Genomic DNA, 22,358 nt, shown 5'->3' with positions numbered 1-22,358 from the left:
GAACTGTCATGTCAAAACTGACCCACCAGCAACTGGCCGCACGTATCGCTCGCGATATCCCGGAAGGTGCCTATGTGAATTTGGGGATTGGCATTCCCACCCAGATCGCCAACTACCTGCCGGCCGATAAAGAGATTTTCTTGCACAGTGAGAATGGCATCCTTGGCATGGGCCCGGCTCCGGCTGCTGGCGCAGAAGATCCTGAACTGATCAACGCCGGTAAACAGGCCGTTACCCTGCTCAAAGGCGGCTGCTTTTTCCATCATGGTGACTCCTTCGCCATGATGCGTGGCGGGCACCTGGATATCTGTGTGCTGGGAGCCTACCAGGTATCGGAACAAGGCGATTTAGCCAACTGGAGCACTGGCGCACCGGGTGCCATACCGGCCGTCGGCGGCGCGATGGACCTGGCGATTGGTGCGCGGCAGGTGTTTGTCATGACCGAACACCTGACCAAAAAAGGCGAATGCAAAATCGTCAAACATTGCACCTATCCACTGACCGGTGTCGGTTGCATTGATCGTATCTATAGCGACTTGGCCGTAATGGACGTGACACCACAAGGCCTGGTAGTACGCGAAATCTTTGCCGGGCTATCGCCACAACAATTACAGGATGTCACCCCAGTTGCATTGACCTTTGCTTTACAGCCAGGAGAGAAACAGCATGAATCCAGCCTATCTGTGTGATGCCGTTCGCACGCCTTTCGGCAAACTTAACGGTAGCCTGGCCAGCATACGCGCCGACGATCTGGCCGCTCTACCGCTGAAAGCCTTGCATCAACGCCACCCTGGGTTGGATTGGCAAGCGGTGGACGATGTGCTGTTTGGATGCGCCAATCAGGCCGGCGAAGATAACCGCAACGTAGCCCGCATGGCTCTGCTGTTGGCAGGGCTACCTGCCTCAGTGCCCGGTTGCACCATTAATCGCCTTTGCGGATCAAGCCTGGATGCCATCGCGATGGCCGCTCGAGCCATCAAAACCGGGGAAAGCGAGCTGATGATTGCTGGCGGTGTAGAAAGCATGTCACGCGCCCCCTTCGTGATGGGTAAAGCCGAAAGCGCCTTCAGCCGCTCCATGCAGCTTGAGGACACCACCATGGGTTGGCGCTTTATCAACCCGCAAATGAAAGCCCTGTACGGCGTGGACAGCATGCCGCAAACCGCCGAAAACGTGGCGGAGAAGTTTGGTATCAACCGCCAGGATCAAGATGCCTTCGCACTGCGCAGCCAACAACGTACCGCCGCAGCACAGGAGTGTGGCTTTTTTGCTGACCAACTGATAGAGGTAAGCATCGCACAGAAAAAAGGCGAGCCCCGGTTGTTTGTTCAAGATGAACACCCTCGCCCTACTTCACGCGAGGCGCTGGAGAAGCTGAAACCGGTAGTCAATCCGCAAGGCACCGTAACCGCCGGGAACGCATCCGGGCTTAACGATGGCGCCTGCGCCCTGTTGCTGGCTGGCGAACGTGGTATACAACGTCACAACTTGCAGCCCATGGCGCGGATCGTCGCCAGCGCGGTAACCGGTATTACCCCCAATATTATGGGATTCGGTCCGGCAGACGCCGTGCGCAAGGTGTTGCACCTAGCCGGGTTGACGCTGGCACAAATGGATGTCATTGAACTCAATGAAGCCTTCGCCGCTCAGGCGCTGGCCGTGACAAGAGAACTTGGTCTGGCAGATGATGCTGCGCGGGTAAACCCGAACGGCGGGGCCATCGCCCTTGGCCACCCACTCGGTGCTTCTGGTGGTCGGTTGGTGATGAACGCCGCCTGGCAGTTGCAGAAAACCGGTGGCCGTTATGGGTTATGCACCATGTGCATCGGCGTTGGGCAAGGTATTGCCCTGATTATCGAGAGGGTGTGAGATGAATATTGACTATCGTCTGGAAGGCCCGGCAGATGCACCACTACTGGTGCTTTCCAACTCCCTGGGGACGACGTTCAACCTGTGGCAACCGCAGATGGCGGAGATGACCAGACATTTCCGGGTGTTGCGCTATAACCAACGCGGTCATGGCCATACTCCGTTGCCAGATACCGCACTTACGTTAGAGATTCTAGGCCGGGATGTAATCGCACTGCTCGATTCGCTGGATGTTGAGCAGGCTCACTTCTGCGGTATCTCCATGGGTGGGTTGACCGGTCTGTGGCTCAATCGTTTCCAGCCACAGCGCCTGAAGCGCCTGGTGGTCGCCAATACCGCTGCCCGTATCGGCAATACGGAAGGTTGGCAGCAACGAGCCCAACTGGCCCGCAGCAGTGGCTTGGGCGCCATCGCCGCCGCCTCCGCAGCGCGTTGGTTCAGCGAGGATTTTCAACAACGCTTTCCACAACAGGTCAGTGAACTGGTCACCCGACTGGCCCAAAGTGACGCCGCAGGCTACGCCGCCTGTTGCGATGCTTTGGCACAGGCCAATCTGCTCGCAGAAATCCCGCAAATGAGCGTCCCGATGTTGGTGATCGCCGGTGAACTGGACCCGGTGACCACTGTAGAAGATGCGCAGACGCTGCTCAACGGTGCCCCCAACGCCCGGCTGGCGGTATTACCCGCATCACATATTTCCAATATTACCTGCCCGGAATTGTTTACTCGCTGCGTGGTCGATTTTCTTGACGTTTAGACATTGAATTACCCCAGGCAAGCTGCGTTTTTACCAGCCTACATAAGGAGCCGCACATGTTATTTAAAGTTGAAATGATCGTGAAACTACCGGTGGATATGCCCAAAGAAATTGCCGATGACATCAAACTGCGGGAGAAACAGTATTCCCAGGAACTGCAAACCCAGGGGAAATGGCGCCATATCTGGCGCGTTGCTGGCAGCTATGCCAACGTGAGCATTTTTGACGTCGCTGGCAATGCTGAGTTACACGATATTTTATCGGCTCTGCCACTTTATCCTTATATGGAAATTCGTGTCGATGCACTTTGTCGGCACCCGTCGTCCATCCGTGAGGATGACAAATAAACAGGGGATAATAACTTATATATAGCCGATAAATTTCAAGTGATAGCCAAGCGACTTGCTTGAAAAGCGTCGGTTATAAAGGTTTGCCGTTAATTCCTGATAATTAACCTACCCGTATCCTGTGGAATTCGAGTTGACGCTTGGAGGAAATCGGATAAATGAGGAATTCGCAATGTCTATTTCTTTTAATCAACGTTCCGATGTTATCAAGCTATTGCAAATCAGCAGTGGCTTAACCAGTGAAAGTGGCGATCCGCGCTTCAAACAGATCATGCACAAAATGCTGGAAAATATCTGCCAGGTGATCGATCAGTTTGATGTCACCCAGGAGGAATTCTGGCATGCGGTTAATTACCTGCACGCTCTCGGCGGGCGACAGGAAGCCGCGTTACTGGCCGCGGGCCTCGGCCTGGAACATTACCTGGATTTACGGGAGGATGCGCAGGAACGGGCTCAAGGGCTGGAAGGCGGTACGCCACGCACTATCGAAGGCCCGTTATATGTCGCCAATGCCCCGCTCAGCGATAGGTTTGCGCGAATGGATGATGGTAAAGACGCCGGTGAAATCATGTGGTTACATGGCCAGGTTAAAGGCGAAGATGGCCAGCCAATTGCCGGAGCCATTGTTGATATCTGGCACGCCAATACGCTGGGTAACTATTCATTCTTCGATAAATCCCAGAGCGAATTCAACCTGCGCCGCCGGGTGAAAACCGATGCCAATGGCCGTTATGCCGCACGTAGCATTGTGCCCTCAGGCTATGGCTGCCCGCCAGATGGCCCAACTCAAGCGCTGCTGAACCAGCTTGGCCGACATGGTAATCGCCCGGCACATATACACTTCTTTGTCTCTGCTCCTGGCCATAAACACTTAACCACCCAGATCAATCTTAATGGCGATAAATACCTGTGGGATGACTTCGCCTTCGCTACCCGCGATGGGCTGATTGCCGACCCGGTGAAAATTACCGACTCCGCGCTGGCTGCCCAACGCGATCTGCCTGGCACACATACCGAAGTCACATTCGATTTTAACCTGTATAACGCCAGCGCTAGCGCAGAGGAAAACCGCATCGAGCGCGCCCGTGCACTGCAAGATTAATTAACTCAGTGACAATTTGAATGAAATTACCTATTACGGGTAATGGCCTGCCATTGCCCGACGTCCCTTAACGAGCCTATTTCAAGCGAGGTTTCATGATGAATTCATCCTCCGCTACGCTATTTTCCACGCTGGAAGAAAAAGTAAATAACGCCCTGGTGATAGATAAAGAAAAAGGTATTTATCAGTGTAATCGCGCCATATTTACCGATGAGTCTTTATTTGAGTTGGAAATAAAAGCTATCTTTGAAGGTAATTGGGTTTATCTGGCACATGAAAGCCAAATTGCCGAGCCGGGCGATTATTATACTCTAACGCTTGGCCGCCAACCCATTATCATTACCCGCGATAAAGACATGCAGCTGCATGCCATGATCAATAGCTGCTCACACCGTGGCGCGATGCTCGCCAGTCGTAAATCCGGTAATAAAACCTCCTTTACCTGCCCTTTCCATGGCTGGACATTCAACAACAGCGGCAATTTGCTGAAAGCCAAAGATGAAAAGACCGGTGCTTATCCACCGTGCTTTAAGCAGGCTGGTTCTCACGATCTCAAGCATCTGCCCAGCTTTGCTTCTTATCGCGGTTTCCTGTTTGGTAGCCTGAATGCCGATGTGTTGCCACTGGAAGAATATCTGGGCGACACCTGCCAGATTATTGACCTGATAGTCGATCAGGCTGCGGAAGGGTTAGAAGTGCTGAAAGGCGCCTCAACTTATACCTATGATGGCAACTGGAAGCTGCAGATGGAAAACGGTGCCGATGGCTATCATGTGAGCGTGGTGCACTGGAACTACGCCTCCACCATGTCACGCCGTAATTATGAAGCCAACTGCACTCCAACCGTGGATGCCAACGGCTGGTCAAAAAGTATCGGTGGCGTCTATGGCTTTGAAAATGGACATATGCTGCTGTGGACCCGGGCGCTTAACCCGGAGGTTCGCCCGGTGTTTAAACATTTTGAACGCCTCAGCCAGCGCTTTGGCGCTACCCGTGCCGATCTGATGGTCAACGAAACCCGTAACCTGTGCCTTTATCCTAACGTCTATCTGATGGATCAATTTTCGACCCAGATCCGGGTGGTGCGCCCCCTTGCCGTCGACAAAACCGAAGTCACTATCTTCTGCTTCGCACCCAAAGGGGAGAGCGCGGAGGATCGCGCGTTACGTATTCGCCAGTACGAAGATTTCTTTAACGTCAGCGGTATGGGGACACCTGACGATCTCGAAGAATTCCGCGCCTGCCAACAGGGCTATAACGCCAGCAATCTACCGTGGAGTGATATGAGCCGGGGAGCCACCCGCTGGCTGGAAGGGCCAGACGATAACGCGCAAACGATGGAGATCAAGCCATTGTTAAGTGGGCCACGTTCTGAGGACGAGGCGCTGTATATCAGCCATCACCATCACTGGCAACAAACGTTGCTGCGCAGCCTGAAAAACCGCGAGGTGACGCCATGATCTTACTGCAATGGCAAATTGAACAGTTCCTATACCGGGAGGCCCGCCTGCTGGATGATCGCATCTGGGATGAGTGGCTGGCTTGCTACAGCCCGGCGGTGGAGTACTGGATGCCCGCCTGGGGTGACGACGATCGCTTGACCAGCGATCCGCAAAAAGAGATTTCGCTGATCTACTACCCGAACCGCGAAGGCCTTGAAGATCGCATCTATCGCATCAAAACCGAGCGCTCTGCGGCCAGCACGCCAGAACCCCGCACCAGCCACCAAATCAGTAACGTGGAGCTGCTGGAAGAAAACTCCAGCTACGTTGAAGTGCGTTACAACTGGGTGACCCACAGCCACCGTTATCAAAAAACCGATCTGTTCTTTGGCAGCACCCGCTGCCGCATCGCTCTTAACGATGGGCAACTGCTGATAGAACGCAAAACTGTTCAGCTCAACAACGACTACATCAGTCAGGTCATAGATATTTATCATATTTAATGCGAGGTGATTATGGCCTTTACCGTAGCTCTTAACTTTGAAGACGGCGTCAGCCGCTTTATTCAGTGCAATGCCAACGAAAAGGTACTGGATGCCGCTTACCGGCAAAAAATCAATCTGCCGATGGACTGTTCCGATGGCGTATGTGGCACCTGTAAATGCCACTGCGAACAGGGTGAGTACAACCTGGGGGACGAGTATCTGGAAGAGGCACTTTCACCACAGGAAGTTCAGCGGCGCTTGGTATTGACCTGCCAGATGGTGCCGGAATCCGATTGTGTTATCGACGTACCCATGGCATCAACCCTGTGTAAAACCGGTTGCCAAGAATTCTCGGCCAGCGTGGTGGCCGCAATCCCTCTTTCGGACAGCGCTATCGAGTTCAATCTGCAACTTGAGGGCAGTGATGGCATCGCCTTCCTGCCTGGGCAATACATTAATGTTGAAGTCCCCGGTACGGATGCCAGCCGGGCTTACTCCTTCAGTTCACTGCCCGGCAAGCAGGCGGTCTCTTTTTTACTGCGTAACGTTCCCGGTGGACTAATGAGCAGCTATCTGACCGGTCAGGCACAACCCGGCGATAAAGTGAGGTTACGCGGCCCACAAGGCAGTTTTTATCTGCGCACGGTATCGCGCCCGATATTGTTTCTGGCTGGCGGTACCGGGCTGGCGCCGTTCCTTTCCATGTTGGAACAGTTGGCGCAAAACGGCAGTTCACAACCGGTTCATCTGGTGTATGGCGTCACCCATGATCACGATCTGGTGAAACTGGAACAGTTGGATCAGTATTGCCAACGTCTGCCCAACTTCAGCTATCTCACCTGTGTTGCCAGTGAAGATTCGCAATCACCGCATAAAGGTTACGTTACGCAGCATCTTGATGCTGGCCGGTTAAACGAGGGCGACCTGGACGTCTACCTGTGTGGGCCACCTGCGATGGTGGAAGCCGTATTGAACGACTTCGAGCGCCGCGCTTTTACTCCGGCCAGTTTCCACTATGAAAAGTTCGCCGCCAGCCAAACGGCATAAGGAATTGTGATGCAAAGAATTCGATTTGAAAACAAGGTGATGGTAATCACTGGCGCGGCACAGGGCATCGGTAAAGCCGTCGCAGAGCAAGCCGCAGTTGAAGGCGCCAAGCTGGTACTGATCGACCGGGCCCCCTATCTGAATGAGCTGGCCGCGACATTAATCGAGCAAGGTAGCGAAGTATTAGCCATCAACGCCGATCTGGAGCGTTGGGAAGATACCCAGAGCGCAATGAACCAGGCACAACGACACTTTGGCCGCCTGGATATTCTGGTAAATAACGTCGGGGGTACCATCTGGGCTCGGCCTTTCGCCGACTATGCACCGGAACAGATCAGTGCCGAAATCCAGCGTTCACTCTTCCCGACCCTCTGGGGCTGCCGTGCGGTGTTGCCACATATGTTGCAGCAAGGGAGCGGAGTCATTGTCAACGTTTCGTCTGTGGCAACCCGCGGGGTTAACCGCGTGCCTTATTCTGCGGCCAAGGGCGGAATCAACGCCCTCACCCAATCCCTGGCTTTTGAATACGCTCAGGCAGGTATTCGCATCAATGCCACTGCGCCAGGCGGCACTGAAGCCGCACCACGCCTGACCCCACGCAATAACGAAACGCCAACCGCGCAGGAAAAGAACTGGTATCAGCAAGTCGTCAACCAAACCCTGAGCACCAGCCTGATGCAACGCTACGGCACGGTAAATGAGCAAGCCAATGCGATTTTGTTCCTTGCCAGCGAAGACGCCAGCTACATCAATGGCACCGTGCTACCGGTCGCAGGTGGCGATCTGGGCTGATGCTGGCCTGAGCCCCATCCCAAAAGCCCGCAGACTCCTGCGGGCCTCAGTGCGTTTTCTCAACATTGTCAAAGCCAGTACCCCTCTGGATTTCATTGCAATTATTCGCCTCTAGATACGAATAATCATGAAATTCGTATTCAGAGGCGAATAATTGACAAATTCGCCTCTTGGTGCGAACTTATCATCATGCTCACTCATTGCTGGCCAATAAAATGAACAAAAAAATCAGCGTCATCACTGGCGATCTGGTGAACTCACAGCGGGTAAATACCACTCACTATATTGCCCATCTGGATAGCCTGCTTGCTGAGCTGCAGCAAGGTGGCGCCATACGGCACTACGAGATCTTTCGTGGTGACAGTTTTCAGGCCGTGGCAAAACCAGACAAGGGCTTATTTCTGGCAGTGTATATCCGCATTGCACTCAGGGCATTAGAGGCGCCAGATTGGGATGCCAGGATTGCCGTGGGGCTCGGCAGCCAGCAAGCCACAGGTGCCGGTTATGGCAGTGCCTTCCTCAACTCGGGCAACGCTTTGGATAACTTGGCCAAAAACTGCTACCTGACTCTGAAAACCGACAATGAAAAAACCAATGCCATTGTCAGCGATCTGCTGCCGATGTTAGATCATGTGGTTAGCCGTTTGTCGCAGGCAGAAGCTAAAATTGTACAAACGCGGATGTTTGTCGGCACTAACAAAGAAGTGGCTATCGCGCTCAATAAAGCCACATCGACGGTTTCGGCCACTTTGAAACGGGCAGCTTATGAAGAGATCATGCGATTTCTCACAGCGATAAACAGGATAACCTAATGATGGATTTAACCTATGCCCCGCTATTAATCTGGATGCTGGTCATCCATCTCGTTGCGGATTTCCCGCTGCAACCGCTCAGTTGGGTAAAGGACAAAACCCTGCACCGCAGCCGCTCACGCTTTCTGATACTGCACGTTCTGTTACACGCAATGCTAGCTGCCTGGGCGGTCGCCGGTTTTGGCCTACTGCATGGTGGCCTCTCTTCGGCTGACGTGTTCACAACACTACTGACCATCGGCATCAGCCATTATCTGGTTGATTTAATGAAAGTCACCTGGCTCACGCACCTGAAGTCTGCCAAGAGTTTCATGATCGACCAGGGTTTACATCTGGCCACCATTCTTTGCCTGTGGCTATATCTGATACCTGATACCGGCGCGCTGATACTCGCAGTGTGGCGGCATATCGGCGGTATAACACCAAGCCTGGTGCTGCTGGCCTATCTGCTGATTTATATGCCCATGGGCATTTTGATCAGCCAGTTACTGGCTAGCTGGGCACCGCAAATGCCGCCCAGTGCCAAGGCAGATCACGATTCGCTGCTGCGTGCCGGTAAACAGATTGGTTATCTGGAAAGGACGCTGATCCTGACGTTCGTGTTGATCGGCCAGATACCGGCCATTGGTTTTCTGCTGGCAGCAAAATCCATTTTCCGTTTTGGCGATCTGCGACAGACAGATGACAAGATGCGCACCGAGTATGTGCTGCTCGGTACGCTGTTTTCTTTTACCCTGACCATTATGCTCGGCCTGCTGGTAAAAGCGTTGCTGTAAACGCCGGGCATTGCACCCGGCGAAAACACGCTTAGAACCAGGTTCCAAAGCGGCGGATATAGAAGCGCTTCATCAGTTGCGCTACCACACAGTAGCTAACCAACGTTGCAGCCAACCACGGGAAGTATTCCCACGGTAGCGGCTGCAGCCCAACCCACGAGCCAAGCGGCGAGAATGGGATATAGATACCAAGCGCCATAATAATACCGGTGGTCAACAGTACCGGCAGTGCGGCGGTACTCTGAATAAACGGGATCTTCTGGGTGCGCAACATATGTACCACCAATGTTTGCGATAGCAGCCCTTCAATAAACCAGCCTGACTGGAACAATGCCTGATGCTCCACACTGTTGGCAGCAAATACAAACCACATCAGCGCATAAGTGGTGATATCAAAAATAGAAGAGGTTGGCCCTATCCACAGCATAAAGCGGCCAATGTTCTTGGCATCCCACTTACGCGGCTTGCGCAGGAACTCTTTGTCCATTTTGTCCCACGGCAGTGAAAGCTGGGAGATATCGTACATCAAGTTCTGTAACAGCAAGTGGATCGCCAGCATCGGCAAGAAAGGAATGAACGCACTGGCTACCAGCACCGAGAACACGTTACCGAAGTTGGAGCTGGCAGTCATGTTCAGGTATTTGATGATATTGCCGAAGGTTTCACGCCCTTTGATCACCCCCTCTTCCAGCACCATCAGGTTCTTTTCCAACAAGATGATGTCGGCTGACTCCTTGGCGATATCAGTACCGGTATCGACAGAGATCCCTACGTCAGCATCGCGCAGCGCGGGTGCATCATTAATGCCATCCCCAAGGAAACCGACGGTGTGACCATTAGCCTGCAACATTTTCAGTACGCGTGATTTTTGTAGCGGCGTCAGTTTGGTGAATACCGTACGCTTTTCCACTTCACGCGCCAGATGGGTGTCATCCATCTGCTCGATCTCCAGGCCTGAGAGCGGTTCGCCGGGTTCCAAGCCCACATCACGGCAAATTTTGCAGGTGATCACCGGGTTATCTCCGGTCAGCACTTTTACCGCTACGCCATTTTCCTGCAATGCCGCAATTGCCTCCTGAGCACTCTCTTTCGGTGGATCGAGGAAGGTCAGCAACCCTTCAATCACCAGATCGCGCTCATCCGCGATGCCCAGGGGCAAAGTGCAGCCTTCCTGGCCTAAATCACGGGTGGCCAGCACCAATACGCGAAAACCATCTTCGTTATACTGGCAGGCCAAAGCGTGCAGAGTAGCCCGGCGCAGATCGTCAAGCTCCAGCATCTGCTGCCCAACACGTACGTGGGTAGCGATCTCCAGCATCTCCTCCACTGCGCCTTTGCATATCAGCAGTTGACGCTGCTCTTCATCCTGAACCACAATCGACAACCGGCGGCGCACAAAGTCAAACGGCAGTTCATCGACTTTGCTGTAGCGCCCGAGTGCCTCAATCCCCGGTTTGCCACGACCAAAGCGGATCACCGCCTGATCCATCAGGTTTTTCATGCCACTTTGATGGAAGCTGTTCAGCCAGGCCAAGTGCAGTACGTGATTATCCTTGCTGCCATTTACATCCAGGTGGTGTTCCAGAATGATACGATCCTGCGTCAGCGTGCCGGTTTTATCCGTACAGAGCACATCCATCGCACCAAAGTTCTGGATTGCATTCAGGCGCTTGACCACCACTTTGCGGCGCGCCATGGCTATCGCGCCTTTAGCCAGGTTCGAACTGACGATCATCGGCAGCATTTCGGGAGTCAGGCCAACGGCCACAGCCAGTGCAAACAGGGCCGCTTCTGTCCAGTCCCCCTTGGTGAAGCCGTTGATCAGCAGGACAATAGGCACCATCACTAACATAAAGCGGATCAGCAACCAACTGACGCTATTCACCCCTCGGTCAAACGCGGTCTGCGAGCGCGTGCCGACAATCGATTTGGCCAGAGAACCAAAATAGGTGTGCCCACCGGTGGCCACGACCACCGCTGTCGCCGTTCCGCTGGCAACATTGGTCCCCATCAGGCAGATATTCGACAACTCGAGCAGTTCGCTTTCGCTGGAGGCGTCAATCTCGGTCGATTTCTGGCTGACGCTACCCAAAGCGTCATATTTTTCAATCGGGATAGCTTCACCGGTCAAGATAGCCTGGCTGATAAACAGATCGCGGGAGCTAAGCAAGCGAATATCTGCCGGCACCATATCTCCGGCCGAAAGCTGAATGATATCCCCCGGCACCAGTTCACGGATCGGGATCTCCATCGCCTGAGCCTGGGTGCTGAAGCTGCTGCGGCGTACCACCGTTGCCGTAGTGCGTACCATTGATTTCAGCGACTCTGCTGCTCTATTGGTGCGATATTCCTGCCAGAAACGTAGCAGACCGCTCAACGTGACCATGATAAGAATAATGATGACACCGGTAAGATCGGTTTCTTCACCGTGCTGGGCCGGTAACCAGTAGTCGGTAAAGAAACTGATCCCCGCCAGCACCATCAGCACAAAAATAAACGGGTTATTGAATGCACTGATTAACTGCACCATCGCATGAGGAGCCTTCTCATGCGCCACCTGGTTGACGCCAAAATGTTGTAAACGCTCCTGAGCATCCTCCTGGGTTAATCCGATTCGATTACAGTTCAAATTTGCCAATGTCTGATCGAGGCTGTTCTTTGCTTCAAGAGCAATGGCAAAGGGTTCGCTAGCCTTATCCCGGCGGCGAGTATTTTCTTTAATATAGGTCATAACGCTATTCTCTTATTTTACTTTGCGCACAGGGTTACCCCGCCCATATAAATGGGTGAACATGAGCAAAGTGGAATTTATTGAATTATACCCGTCGTCTTTCAAGCCGCAGCGTCGTTACCTGCTATTACCTCACGGAGCCACTGTTAACAGCGTTCAAATGGGTGCCTGGCTACAACTTGAAATTCATAGGGCATAGCGTTGTAAACGTCATTATTATTGCGTTAACAACGCGGAATAATAAACACTATGGGGTGATCTTCCATAACACATCCTTATCACCTGACAGGTGAATGTTAATAATAATCAAACGGGTAATTCAGAAGCGACACGCCAATGAACAGCGCTGACACTGCGCTCTAAACTGACGCGGCAAACAATGCCTTCAATATCTTTCTGGGCTGCCGGATTGGCGATAATTTCGGCGCAAACCTCCAACTGACCAGGAATGGAAATATCCGCACTGCGCAATGATTGCAGGCGCAATGCTACGCCATTCAACGCCTGGAGAATTAACGTGCGAACCAGGATCTCATCCTGTTCACCGCAGGTTACCTGGATACGGTAACGCAGTTCCAGATCTACCGCCTGTTGCTGTGGTTGCAAATTGATACGCTGTGCCGCTTCACGCAACAGGATATTGGCGCAGAGGATAACCAGCGTAGCCAGCACCGCTTCCCAGTGTTGCCCCAGACCACACAACACACCGACGGCGGCCGAACACCAGAGGGTGGCAGCAGTATTCAGGCCGCGGATATTAAGCCCTTCCCGCATAATCACCCCGGCACCAAGAAAGCCGATACCAGAAACTATCTGAGCCGCAATACGCCCGGCACTGGAAGGTTCAGTGGTGACTGAACTCAGGATAAAAACGGCAGCTCCGGTCGCCACCAGGGAATTGGTACGCAGGCCTGCCATACGCTGGCGCCATTGTCGTTCGGCTCCAATAACCGCGCCCAGGCCCATCGCCAGTAATAAATTCAGAACAAAAGGAGTCATAGCCATGATCTTCCCCTAAATATAATGCAGGAGGTTGAATCATGTGCATTTATACCCGTAGCCTTTCAAGCTAAACGAGAAATTCATAGGATATCGCACACGCAAATTTGCGCTGATAATAAATCAGCGAGTTAGCGTATTCGTGCCCGGAGGGAAAAGGCTGTGACGGTTAAATACCATAAAAACATCCGAATCAATATACCCGATACAATAATGCTTCGGGTACCACAATATTCTTCGGGTTTGCACAGCTCAGAATAACTGAAGAGAGGGGTGCTGCCCGCCGTGTTCGGCAAGCAACAAATCAGAAAGAGATTAGTCAGCTTGCCTTGATTATTTCGCTACTACTGCAACTGTCCAATTGATTTTCTCCACTGAAATTTTGGCTGAAGTATAGTTACGCGAGGTTATGATGTAAAGACTAATTTATTAAACGAATACCAAACCGAATATTGTCCTTATTTAAACATCGATATATATCCGCCAGCCATCTAGGCCAACTGCTGTTGCAGCCAATGCAGTAATGTCTTGACCTCCGATGTCATGCCCGCCGTATTTGGCCATACCAGATAAGTATCGTTGTCACTCAGGCGCTTGGCTGGCGCCAGCGATACCAGCCTCCCTTGCGCTATCGCATCACTCGCCAGCATGGCCTTCACCAGAGCAATACCAAACCCCTGCTCTGCCGCACGGAGCAATAACCCCGCATCGTTGAAAAGCGCCAACTGTTGTCCTGCCCTGGTTTGCCCAAGGGCTTGGAACCAGCTATGCCAGGGAGTGACATCGTGCTCAAGCAACGGAATTTGCTCATCTCCGGCGTTGAACGCTGCCTGCCATTGCCTGGCCAGTGCTGGAGACGCAACGGGCAACACCTCACCAGTGGCAATACGCTGCGACTGCACTCCCGGCCATTGGCCATCACCAATCCGGATTGCGGCATCAAATCCTTTATGGTCAAGATCCTGTATTGCCAGAGAGGCATCAATATCCAACGTGATCCCAGGGTAGGCACGGTAAAAATCCGCTAACCTTGGCAGCAACCAGTGATGGGCAAATGAGGGTAAAACACTGATACGTAACCTCTGACTGGCCGCAATACGCCTGACACGATTGACACCTTGCTGCAACGCGAGCAGAGCCGGTTCCGCCACCGCCAACAATTCGCGCCCGGCAATATTGAGCCGTACGCCACGCCCACGGCGATCAAACAACGGGCAGCCGATAACCTGTTCCAACTGCTGTATTTGTTGGCTGACGGCACCATGAGTCAGATTGATTTGTTGCGCGGCCGCACGCAGATTCTCCAGCCGGGCGGCAATCACGAAGGTCGGCAGTATATGCAGGGGAATGCGTTCATTCATAGCTGGTTAACCTGGCTATCCGAAAGGGTTATCTTTCATCGATATTAGCACCAATCTAAATACCCTATAGTGTTTTCCTACCCTTCCCAATCAAAGGTTAAACCGATGCATCCACGCTTGCAGCAGGATCTTGACGATTTTCCCCGTATACTCGACCACACAAACCAGTTGGCTCAGACCTTCCTGGCCGGGCTGAAGCAGCGGCCAGTATGCCCGCCAGAAAAGGAGCAGCAGCTTAAAGCAGGAGATGGACAACTGGCCGAAGAAGGCTGCGGCGCACTGGCCGCACTGGAGAGTTTCTGGCAGCGCTATGCCACCGGGTTATCCGGCAGCGCGGGACCACGTTATTTTGGTTTTGTTACCGGTGGCAGCACGCCTGCATCACTGGCCGCCGACTGGCTGGTTAGCGTTACCGACCAGAATAGCCAACTGAGCCATGACACCGTAGCAGCGACAATCGAGCTCGCGACCATCGAACAACTAAAATCCTTGCTGCAGTTACCCGGGGACTTCAGCGGCAGCTTTGTCAGCGGTGCAACCATGGCCAACTTTGTCGGCCTGGCTATAGGCCGCCAATGGCTGGGGCAACAACGTGGGATCGATACAGCACAGCTTGGGGTGGCGGCATTAGGCCCTATCCAGATACTTTCCGCTAATGCGCATTCCAGCAGCGTCAAGGCGTTAAGCATGCTCGGCATTGGGCGTAATGCGCTTAAGACTATCGCTACACAGGCCGATTCTGAAGCGCTCGATACAACAGCCCTGGAGCGCCACCTTGCCGCCACTGCGGGTATACCAACGATGGTGCTCGCCAGCGCTGGGACGGTGAATACGGTGACCTTCGACAATTTGCCACGCCTGCTGGCACTGCGCGAACGCTATCCGTTCTGGCTGCATGTCGATGCCGCTTTTGGCGGTATCGCAGCCTGTTCGCCCAATCATGCAAATTTATTGGAAGGTTGGCAGCAGGCCGATTCGATAACCGTAGATGCTCATAAGTGGCTAAATGTACCTTACGACAGTGCGATCCAATTTACCCGCCATCTGGCTCTGCAGATGCAGGTGTTCCAAAACCACTCAACCTATCTGGAAGCTCCAACACTGCGCCCGGATAACTATCTGCACCTGACACCAGAAAATTCACGGCGTTTTCGTGCTCTGCCCGTATGGATGGCATTGAAGGCCTATGGCCGCAACGGTATACAAGAGATCGTGGAACGTAATGTGATGCTGGCCCGCCGTCTGGGTGAAGGTCTGGCGGCGAGTGACGGGTTCCGTTTACTCGCACCAGTGAATCTGAACGTGGTGTGCTTTGCACTAAGCGCTATTGCTGGTGACAAAATGACCGCTCGGGATCGCTTTATCGAGTGCCTGAACCAGCACGGCGTGGTGCGCTGCACTCCCACCAGCTATCGTGGCCAACCGGGTGTTAGAGCGGCTCTGGTCAACTGGATGACTGAAGAGCAGGACATTATCCTAACGCTGGCGTCAATGCAGCAATGCAGGGCTCAAATAGGCTAATCCCGACAGTTCAATTCTGCACGTAGTGGCATATTCGCACGCTCGCCTTGCCATTCATAACAGCAGAATATCAAATCGCCACGAAGCAGGCTTAAGCATCAGCCAAGGCGTCTCTTTATTCCCCTTCGGCCTACAGGCAGATGGGGAATGCCCCCAGCGCAATATGCTACATATCTCATGGAAAGGCAGCAGAAACCCCCAGACAATACCTGGTTGCCTGGCCACTTACAGGATGCCGATCCACTCGCATTTCACCCAATGAGCTCACTCTTCTTCAGCTGCTTTGCCGAAAAAACTCGTCACACTGCCTTCCAAAACCGCGTTGGTTACCGTTGCGGATACTTAAAAAAACCAATGTTTCGCATCAAGATACATTCATTATAAAAATGAATTTAAGAAACAAAATTCACTTAAGTAATTGTTTTTACTTGCAATGTGTGAATTTTAATGATGTTTTCCGTTTCTAAATTGTAGTAATTGGTGCGTTTTCTTAAGCCAAGAGTAAGAATAATCATTATCATTAATGTTAATGCATTGATACAATCAATTGAAAAAGTAGGTTAAATAGCATTCTATGATGCGTTAGGAGTGAAAAAAGCCGTTAAAAAGCGACCAAAATTTGTCAGTATGTTGAGATATGAGTTATTCTTAAGAATTATCCTATTTGATAGAAATAGGTGTATTGATGCGAAACATAAATTTAACCATCATTATTCTGCTAAGTAGGCACACATGATCGTATTACCAGCATCCGGCCTAGACCCCGGTAGAATAAACCAACTTAAGCCAAACTAATGCGTTGGTCAGATGAAAAAAATTAATTCGAAAAGACGTTGAGTCATGCTGCTTTTGTTGATAGAACTTTATGTCTATAAAATGCAATTTTTTTATATCTTTTAGCCTTTTCGCTTCGGGCTTTTCATATTATTACGACGGTAAAACGGACTTAAGTGGGGTGCCATATGCCAACAATCATAATGGATTCATGCAGTTATACAAGGTTAGGCCTTACAGACTACCTGATTTCAGGTGGGGTGAAAAAACGTCATATTACTGCTGTGACTCAAATCGACGCTCTGCATGAAAAATGTACCAAGACTAAGCCACAATTGGTATTTCTGAATGAGGATTGCTTCATTCATGAAGCAGATGCCACCGAACGAATAAAACGGGTGATCTCTCTTAACCCCGATACTTTATTCTTTATCTTCATGGCAATCACCAACGTACAATTCGACGATTATCTCTACGTACGTAAAAACGTCATTATTTCGTCAAAATCAATTAAGCCGCAAACCATGAGCCGGCTGCTAAGCCACTACCTTGAGAGCAAAACCACCCGGCCAGAAAAGGGCACCCTTGACCAGACACCGGTCACACTAAGCCAGACCGAATCAAACATGCTACGAATGTGGATGTCCGGCCAGGGAACCATTCAGATTTCCGACCAGATGCAAATCAAGGCAAAAACCGTCTCTTCTCATAAAGGGAATATCAAAAGAAAGATCAAGACGCACAACAAACAGATTATCTATCATGTTGTACGCCTGACAGACACCCTCACCAGTGGTATTTTTGTCAACAGTCGTTGATCCTGTTAAGGTCATCTGCCCCGCTCTGATAGCAACAGAAATACCTGTTCGCATTGGCTTTCTGCCGCACAGGTATTACCGCCCCCTCCAAATATCAATAATACAACGGCTTTTCCAGCCAACCCATAGCAACGCTGCCGTGCTGAAATAATGGGAGATAGGATTTACTTCTTAACTTCATCACGAAGCTCGACAAAAGTACCGTCATGGCTGTCAATTTCATTGAAGAACCATATGCCGGTGGGATAATCCTCCAATGCCACCAGATACATGGTACCTTCATTAAACACTTCTACAGCCAGCACCACCCCTTCTCGTCGTGGACCACCATCGGTTTTCACCGTAACCAGATCGTTAACTTTCATGGTTTACCTCATTGTTAATCATGGAATCAACCTATCCGTTGCCATCATGCTGTATAGCTTAGCAGAAGCTGTGCTGCCCTCAGATCCGCAACCTGCCAAATTGCAGACACAAAAAAACCCGCCTTGGCGGGTTTTTATTAATCAGCGAGTGGCCGATTAGATAGCGGTAACGTTAGCCGCTGACGGACCTTTAGCACCGTTCTCGATAGAGAACTGTACGTTCTGGCCTTCAGCCAGGGTCTTGAAGCCTTGATCCTGGATAGCAGAGAAGTGTACGAACACGTCTTTGCTGCCGTCTGCTGGAGTGATGAAACCAAAACCTTTAGACTCGTTGAACCACTTCACTTGACCTTTGATCATGTTAGACATGTCTAATTCCTTCAAAAATAAATTTAAGCCACCATGGGCATGTTATAGCCGGTCATCAGATACTTATGGAGGGCACTAGAAAGGAAATTCGTCAGAGAAGAGCTATCTAGGATAACGCTTTAAATTTGAACTACTTTACTCAAAATGTCGTGCATAAATAGGTCTGTACCACAGGCCGGGAAACATTAACGCATGCTGGGCGTTTAATAGCAACTATTTTTACCATCAGGAAGATGGAAACGCGGTTAACTGCACAGTATTTGCCCCGACATGCCTAAATTATCAACGTTATCTTACAGATTTTACTGGCAATGGTGCCAATAGCGCATCGCAATACCTACAAAATTATGCTGCTGTTTCATCCCCCACCACGCTGCCATTTAACAGTGGGTAACTACGCGGAGAGCCAACCTTAAGACTTTGGCGGTGGTAACCCAATGGCTGATAATAGATTTACGCTCCTACAGGCTCCGAGCCGGTCCGGTTCCAGATCCAGCAAGAGATGAATAAATCAATTTAAATGATAGTAATTCTCGTTATCATATTTTATAGTCACACCGCGTTACTATCTAGAGAAAATCATATGCTGCTACGACACACTTTGGCAGCCTGCTGCGGGGCAACACTGTTGTTAAGCTCCACATCGCAGGCGCTTAATTTTAATTATGCCGCCCCAGAACCCAGCGTAACCGCCCCCAGCAAGCCGCAACCGGCTCCCGGGCCGTTGGAAAAAACCGGTAACCCCCATAGTCTGGTCACAAACCGAAGAGACGACCGGCTGGCAGGCAGAATCAGAATGCGATCATCCAACCTGTACACGTAAAACCAACAAGATGCTTTATGGCCAGCCACGTCCGGTGAAAAAGACCGATCGTCTGCGCCAGTCGGATCCCTATTCTACTAATCAGGAACCCGAATCGCGCGTTAGCCTTGGTTATCATTGGTAGCGTTGCTTTCGGACTTATCCCTATATCCGCCCCGGCAACGACTTTCTACAATGATGACAGTTCACCACTCCTCCTGGTGCTGAACATGATTAGCTGTGTTGTATCCCTTTTATGCGCCTCCCTTATAGGCGCTTTTTTTATAGAAAAATATCAAACAGTTACCGTTTTACAGAATGATCTCATTGTGCCGATCCGTGATGAATGTCACAACTATTCAGGCGTTAATCACCAACTATCGGAGGTCACACCCGTGGCGACAGAATATATTTCATTATTGGCCGTTTTAGCCAGCATCGCAGGGTATGCTCTGTATCGGCATTTTCATTCCCAAAAGAAAAATGCATTGGTACGCCCACGCCAGCGTTAACCCCGGAGCCGGGGCCTCCCCGGCAGCCATACATCAACCCACAAAATGGCAGTCTGTCATTTATTCATCACAAAAATGTCACAATATAGCCATATGATGGTGGAGATTATCCGAACCGGGTTAACACCAAGGATTTCGATCATGACCACTGTTAAAGCTATGAATCATCAGCAGGCGGAAACCTTGATCCGCTCCGGCATCGCAAAAAAAGTTGAACTGGCCTACGACATTGACAGCGATGATTTCTTTCAACTTGCCAGCCTGTGGTGCGATCAGGGTGCCAAGATTTCCAAAGGGAAAGAGCATTTTATCGTCTCACTGAAAGGTTTTCGCATTCCCCCCAATGACTGACCCTGTGCCGCCCTCTGCGGTGGCCTCCTTTGTGTTTGTGTAAAACCGCTCTATCACTCACATGCCGAAACTGCTATCTGTATAAGATAAACAGTCAGCCGGGAACGCCCCGGCCACGCAGATAAGGAGAATGGCATGTCAGCCAATGCACAATTGCCTAATAGCATGAAAGTCATCGAAATCAGCCAACCGGGTGAACCAGACGTCCTGGTTGCAGCAGAACGGCCACTGCCGGAATTGGCACAGGGCGAGATACTGGTAAAAGTGGCTGCCGCGGGTGTTAATCGTCCAGACGTACTGCAACGGCGCGGAAAATATGCCCCGCCGCCGGGAGCCTCGGATATTCCAGGTTTGGAAATCGCGGGCGTGGTGATTGGCGTGGGTGTGGGTGTACAGCACTATCAGCTAGGGGATCAGGTTTGCGCACTGATTGCCGGTGGCGGCTACGCAGAATACTGCAAGGTGCATGAGAGCAATGCATTGCCGGTCCCCAAAGGATTCAGCATGGTAGAAGCCGCTGCCATTCCAGAAACCTTCTTTACCGTCTGGGTTAACGTGTTCCAGCGTGGTCATCTGCGAGCCGGAGAAACCGTACTGATCCATGGCGGCACCTCCGGGATTGGTACAGTGGCCACCATGCTGGCCAAGGCTTTTTGCGCCAATGTTATCACCACCGTTGGTTCCGAAGAGAAACGGCAGGCCAGCCTGGCGTTGGGTGCAGACGTCGCTATCAACTACCACAGTGAAGATTTTGTCGAGCAGACCAAACGCGCCACTAATGGTAAAGGGGCCGATGTTATTGTCGATCTGATTGCCGGAGATTACCTGGAGAAGAATTATCAGGCTGCCGCGATGGATGGGCGTATCGTACAAATCGGGACACAAAATGGCGTGGTCAAGGAACTGAACCTGATGCCACTGTTGCTTAAGCGCCTGACCCACACTGGCTCAACCTTGCGAGCGCGCAGCGTGGAAGATAAAGCACAAATTGCCGCCGAACTTGCACAGAAGGTATGGCCACTCTTGGAGCGCGGCACCCTGAAGCCACAAATTTTCAAAACTTTCCCGCTGGAACAGGCCTCACAGGCCCACGCCTTGATGGAGTCCAGCGCTCATATTGGCAAGATTGTCCTGACGCTGTGATCTGTTCCGTCCCCCTCTTCGGGGGGACGCCATTGGTGCCTGTTTATCATCATCACGGGATAATGCGAGATTGCCGGAACTGGTTGAACAGCGTGAAAAACATTTCCTCCGTTTCAATAAACTCACCAAAGCCAAACCGCCGCGCCTTACTGCCATCTGCAAACATGTCGTAATCCCAAGAGAATACAAAGTCAGCAAATTGCCAGCCCGATACGGCAGCATAATTAGGCTCAGCCAAATGGTGTTGCGCGACCAACTCAGCCCATAATGGCGTTTTATCCGCCATCACCTGCTCCAGGAGCATCGGTAAAGGTGGCGCAACCTCAAGCCCAAAGTATGCGCCAATTTTTGGCCACATTTCACTCCAGCGAAACAGGTCACCATTATTGATATTGAAAGCCTGATTTGCAGCCCGAGGCTCAGTTGCGGCCCAAAGCGTGGCTCTGGCCAATAATCCCGCATCGGTCATTTCAAGCAGGCTATGATAAGCCGCCATTTTGCCTGGGAAACGCAAAGGAAGCCCCAGCGCTTTAGACATCGTGGCGTACACGGCGATATTGAGCGCCAGATTCATCGGGTTCCCCAGGGCGTTCCCTCCGACGACACTTGGCCTGATCGCCGACCAATTCCAGGATTTGCCACGTTGGCGATGTTCAAGATACTCTTGCTGCGCGGTATTAAATTCTGGTGGCATATGCGGTGCATCCGTTTCACGTGCCGGGGTTTTAAATGGCCCCAGGTGCGCACCGTAAACCTTATAGCCCTGCATCAGGCTGACATGCCTTAAATCTGTCGCTACAGGTTCTATCGCCTCCAAGACATTGCTCAGCATGGCAAGATTAGGGGCAACTAATCCGGCCCAATCTGGTGCAGTTTGGTAGGCTGCATAAAAGACGTGAGTGACATGTTTCAGCGTTTTTAATGCCGCTCGTGTTGCTGATGCGTCCAGTAGGTTAACCTGAATAAAACGCACGGTGGGCCTATCCCTGCCACCCCGCCGTGACAATGCAATCACCTGCCAGTGCTGTTGTTCCAACTCCTCGATCAGTCTCCCGCCAATCACGCCATTCGCCCCAACGACTAATGCGACGTTTTGCTGTTGCATAATTTTTCTCCACCAGGTCAATGTTCAATGACTATGATTGATGAAGTTATTTTTCAGTAGTGGCCATAAATTATTATC

The 22,358-nt window shown here is 51.6% G+C and carries 21 protein-coding genes; 15 read left to right on the top strand and 6 right to left on the bottom strand.

Features of this window, described 5'->3' with window-relative positions; genetic code table 11:
* Positions 1-8 precede the first annotated feature (8 nt).
* The 11 genes from ACQ86O_RS15965 to ACQ86O_RS15915 all read left to right on the top strand — a co-directional run bounded on the left by ACQ86O_RS15965 (position 9) and on the right by ACQ86O_RS15915 (position 9,429).
* Positions 9-689 (top strand): 3-oxoacid CoA-transferase subunit B, encoded by a 681-nt coding sequence (locus tag ACQ86O_RS15965; protein ID WP_431221927.1) that lies wholly within the window; start codon positions 9-11, stop codon positions 687-689.
* Positions 667-1,869 carry a 3-oxoadipyl-CoA thiolase gene (pcaF, locus tag ACQ86O_RS15960; RefSeq protein ID WP_431221926.1) on the top strand — a complete coding sequence of 401 codons (1,203 nt, stop codon included), beginning with the start codon at positions 667-669 and terminating at the stop codon, positions 1,867-1,869. The genes ACQ86O_RS15965 and pcaF overlap by 23 nt, the downstream gene beginning before the upstream one ends.
* Position 1,870: 1 nt before the next feature.
* Positions 1,871-2,626 carry a 3-oxoadipate enol-lactonase gene (pcaD, locus tag ACQ86O_RS15955; protein WP_431221925.1) on the top strand — a complete coding sequence of 252 codons (756 nt, stop codon included), beginning with the start codon at positions 1,871-1,873 and terminating at the stop codon, positions 2,624-2,626.
* A gap of 56 nt (positions 2,627-2,682) precedes the next feature.
* On the top strand, positions 2,683-2,973 hold the full coding sequence (catC, locus tag ACQ86O_RS15950) for a muconolactone Delta-isomerase (protein WP_431221924.1): 291 nt from the start codon (positions 2,683-2,685) through the stop codon (positions 2,971-2,973).
* Positions 2,974-3,145: 172 nt separating this feature from the next.
* The gene (gene catA, locus ACQ86O_RS15945; RefSeq protein ID WP_431221923.1) at positions 3,146-4,075 is read left to right on the top strand and encodes a catechol 1,2-dioxygenase; all 930 of its coding nucleotides are present in this window, start codon (positions 3,146-3,148) and stop codon (positions 4,073-4,075) included.
* A gap of 98 nt (positions 4,076-4,173) precedes the next feature.
* Positions 4,174-5,535, top strand: a complete 1,362-nt coding sequence (locus ACQ86O_RS15940; RefSeq protein ID WP_431225748.1) for a Rieske 2Fe-2S domain-containing protein — start codon at positions 4,174-4,176, stop codon at positions 5,533-5,535.
* Positions 5,532-6,020 carry a benzoate 1,2-dioxygenase small subunit gene (benB, locus tag ACQ86O_RS15935; RefSeq protein WP_431221922.1) on the top strand — a complete coding sequence of 163 codons (489 nt, stop codon included), beginning with the start codon at positions 5,532-5,534 and terminating at the stop codon, positions 6,018-6,020. Before ACQ86O_RS15940 ends, benB begins: the two co-directional genes overlap by 4 nt.
* Before the next feature lie 12 nt (positions 6,021-6,032).
* Complete coding sequence (gene benC, locus ACQ86O_RS15930; RefSeq protein WP_431221921.1) at positions 6,033-7,049, top strand: benzoate 1,2-dioxygenase electron transfer component BenC; 1,017 nt, start codon at positions 6,033-6,035, stop codon at positions 7,047-7,049.
* Between the two features lie 18 nt (positions 7,050-7,067).
* Entirely contained in the window at positions 7,068-7,841 is a 774-nt protein-coding gene (benD, locus tag ACQ86O_RS15925; RefSeq protein ID WP_431225747.1) for a benzoate diol dehydrogenase BenD, read from the top strand.
* A gap of 215 nt (positions 7,842-8,056) precedes the next feature.
* Complete coding sequence (locus tag ACQ86O_RS15920; RefSeq protein ID WP_431221920.1) at positions 8,057-8,653, top strand: hypothetical protein; 597 nt, start codon at positions 8,057-8,059, stop codon at positions 8,651-8,653.
* Between the two features lie 2 nt (positions 8,654-8,655).
* Positions 8,656-9,429 (top strand): DUF3307 domain-containing protein, encoded by a 774-nt coding sequence (locus ACQ86O_RS15915; RefSeq protein ID WP_431225746.1) that lies wholly within the window; start codon positions 8,656-8,658, stop codon positions 9,427-9,429.
* Between the two features lie 31 nt (positions 9,430-9,460).
* Here ACQ86O_RS15915 and mgtA read toward each other — a convergent pair whose 3' ends face one another.
* From mgtA to ACQ86O_RS15900, 3 genes are all read right to left on the bottom strand, one after another.
* Entirely contained in the window at positions 9,461-12,160 is a 2,700-nt protein-coding gene (gene mgtA, locus ACQ86O_RS15910) for a magnesium-translocating P-type ATPase (RefSeq protein ID WP_431221919.1), read from the bottom strand.
* A gap of 306 nt (positions 12,161-12,466) precedes the next feature.
* Positions 12,467-13,165, bottom strand: coding sequence for an MgtC family protein (locus ACQ86O_RS15905; protein ID WP_431221918.1), 699 nt, complete (start codon positions 13,163-13,165; stop codon positions 12,467-12,469).
* 485 nt (positions 13,166-13,650) lie between these two features.
* A complete protein-coding gene (locus ACQ86O_RS15900; protein WP_431221917.1) occupies positions 13,651-14,520 on the bottom strand; it encodes a LysR substrate-binding domain-containing protein in 870 nt (289 codons plus the stop codon).
* Between the two features lie 105 nt (positions 14,521-14,625).
* Here ACQ86O_RS15900 and ACQ86O_RS15895 point away from each other — a divergent pair, with 105 nt between their 5' ends.
* The gene (locus ACQ86O_RS15895; RefSeq protein ID WP_431221916.1) at positions 14,626-16,041 is read left to right on the top strand and encodes a pyridoxal phosphate-dependent decarboxylase family protein; all 1,416 of its coding nucleotides are present in this window, start codon (positions 14,626-14,628) and stop codon (positions 16,039-16,041) included.
* Positions 16,042-17,003: 962 nt separating this feature from the next.
* Complete coding sequence (gene rcsA / locus ACQ86O_RS15890; RefSeq protein WP_431221915.1) at positions 17,004-17,633, top strand: transcriptional regulator RcsA; 630 nt, start codon at positions 17,004-17,006, stop codon at positions 17,631-17,633.
* Positions 17,634-17,797: 164 nt separating this feature from the next.
* Here the strand turns inward: rcsA and dsrB are convergent, their stop codons facing one another.
* Both dsrB and cspE read right to left on the bottom strand, forming a co-directional pair.
* Positions 17,798-17,998, bottom strand: coding sequence for a protein DsrB (gene dsrB / locus ACQ86O_RS15885; protein WP_431221914.1), 201 nt, complete (start codon positions 17,996-17,998; stop codon positions 17,798-17,800).
* Positions 17,999-18,154: 156 nt separating this feature from the next.
* Positions 18,155-18,367, bottom strand: coding sequence for a transcription antiterminator/RNA stability regulator CspE (cspE, locus tag ACQ86O_RS15880; RefSeq protein WP_004946278.1), 213 nt, complete (start codon positions 18,365-18,367; stop codon positions 18,155-18,157).
* Between the two features lie 1,455 nt (positions 18,368-19,822).
* Here cspE and ACQ86O_RS15875 point away from each other — a divergent pair.
* Together ACQ86O_RS15875 and ACQ86O_RS15870 are read left to right on the top strand one after the other, a co-directional pair.
* Positions 19,823-20,032, top strand: coding sequence for a hypothetical protein (locus ACQ86O_RS15875; protein WP_431221913.1), 210 nt, complete (start codon positions 19,823-19,825; stop codon positions 20,030-20,032).
* Between the two features lie 135 nt (positions 20,033-20,167).
* A complete protein-coding gene (locus ACQ86O_RS15870; protein ID WP_431221912.1) occupies positions 20,168-21,175 on the top strand; it encodes an NAD(P)H-quinone oxidoreductase in 1,008 nt (335 codons plus the stop codon).
* A 52-nt stretch (positions 21,176-21,227) separates the two neighbouring features.
* Here ACQ86O_RS15870 and ACQ86O_RS15865 read toward each other — a convergent pair whose 3' ends face one another.
* Positions 21,228-22,280: an SDR family oxidoreductase gene (locus tag ACQ86O_RS15865; RefSeq protein WP_431221911.1), complete on the bottom strand. Its 1,053-nt coding sequence runs from the start codon at positions 22,278-22,280 to the stop codon at positions 21,228-21,230.
* Positions 22,281-22,358: the final 78 nt, after the last annotated feature.

The organism is Serratia sp. L9, assembly GCF_050632285.1.
Taxonomy (GTDB): Bacteria; Pseudomonadota; Gammaproteobacteria; order Enterobacterales; family Enterobacteriaceae; genus Chania.
This window is presented reverse-complemented; position numbering and strand designations above follow the sequence as displayed.

Excerpts from the sequence above, each read along its gene's own strand:
- ACQ86O_RS15965 (WP_431221927.1), top strand. The coding sequence starts at position 9 with ATGTCAAAACTGACCCACCAGCAACTGGCCGCACGTATCGCTCGCGAT.
- pcaF (WP_431221926.1), top strand. The coding sequence starts at position 667 with ATGAATCCAGCCTATCTGTGTGATGCCGTTCGCACGCCTTTCGGCAAA.
- pcaD (WP_431221925.1), top strand. The coding sequence starts at position 1,871 with ATGAATATTGACTATCGTCTGGAAGGCCCGGCAGATGCACCACTACTG.
- catC (WP_431221924.1), top strand. The coding sequence starts at position 2,683 with ATGTTATTTAAAGTTGAAATGATCGTGAAACTACCGGTGGATATGCCC.
- catA (WP_431221923.1), top strand. The coding sequence starts at position 3,146 with ATGTCTATTTCTTTTAATCAACGTTCCGATGTTATCAAGCTATTGCAA.
- ACQ86O_RS15940 (WP_431225748.1), top strand. The coding sequence starts at position 4,174 with ATGAATTCATCCTCCGCTACGCTATTTTCCACGCTGGAAGAAAAAGTA.
- benB (WP_431221922.1), top strand. The coding sequence starts at position 5,532 with ATGATCTTACTGCAATGGCAAATTGAACAGTTCCTATACCGGGAGGCC.
- benC (WP_431221921.1), top strand. The coding sequence starts at position 6,033 with ATGGCCTTTACCGTAGCTCTTAACTTTGAAGACGGCGTCAGCCGCTTT.
- ACQ86O_RS15920 (WP_431221920.1), top strand. The coding sequence starts at position 8,057 with ATGAACAAAAAAATCAGCGTCATCACTGGCGATCTGGTGAACTCACAG.
- ACQ86O_RS15915 (WP_431225746.1), top strand. The coding sequence starts at position 8,656 with ATGGATTTAACCTATGCCCCGCTATTAATCTGGATGCTGGTCATCCAT.
- mgtA (WP_431221919.1), bottom strand. The coding sequence starts at position 12,160 with ATGACCTATATTAAAGAAAATACTCGCCGCCGGGATAAGGCTAGCGAA.
- ACQ86O_RS15905 (WP_431221918.1), bottom strand. The coding sequence starts at position 13,165 with ATGGCTATGACTCCTTTTGTTCTGAATTTATTACTGGCGATGGGCCTG.
- ACQ86O_RS15900 (WP_431221917.1), bottom strand. The coding sequence starts at position 14,520 with ATGAATGAACGCATTCCCCTGCATATACTGCCGACCTTCGTGATTGCC.
- ACQ86O_RS15895 (WP_431221916.1), top strand. The coding sequence starts at position 14,626 with ATGCATCCACGCTTGCAGCAGGATCTTGACGATTTTCCCCGTATACTC.
- rcsA (WP_431221915.1), top strand. The coding sequence starts at position 17,004 with ATGCCAACAATCATAATGGATTCATGCAGTTATACAAGGTTAGGCCTT.
- dsrB (WP_431221914.1), bottom strand. The coding sequence starts at position 17,998 with ATGAAAGTTAACGATCTGGTTACGGTGAAAACCGATGGTGGTCCACGA.
- cspE (WP_004946278.1), bottom strand. The coding sequence starts at position 18,367 with ATGTCTAACATGATCAAAGGTCAAGTGAAGTGGTTCAACGAGTCTAAA.
- ACQ86O_RS15875 (WP_431221913.1), top strand. The coding sequence starts at position 19,823 with ATGACCACTGTTAAAGCTATGAATCATCAGCAGGCGGAAACCTTGATC.
- ACQ86O_RS15870 (WP_431221912.1), top strand. The coding sequence starts at position 20,168 with ATGTCAGCCAATGCACAATTGCCTAATAGCATGAAAGTCATCGAAATC.
- ACQ86O_RS15865 (WP_431221911.1), bottom strand. The coding sequence starts at position 22,280 with ATGCAACAGCAAAACGTCGCATTAGTCGTTGGGGCGAATGGCGTGATT.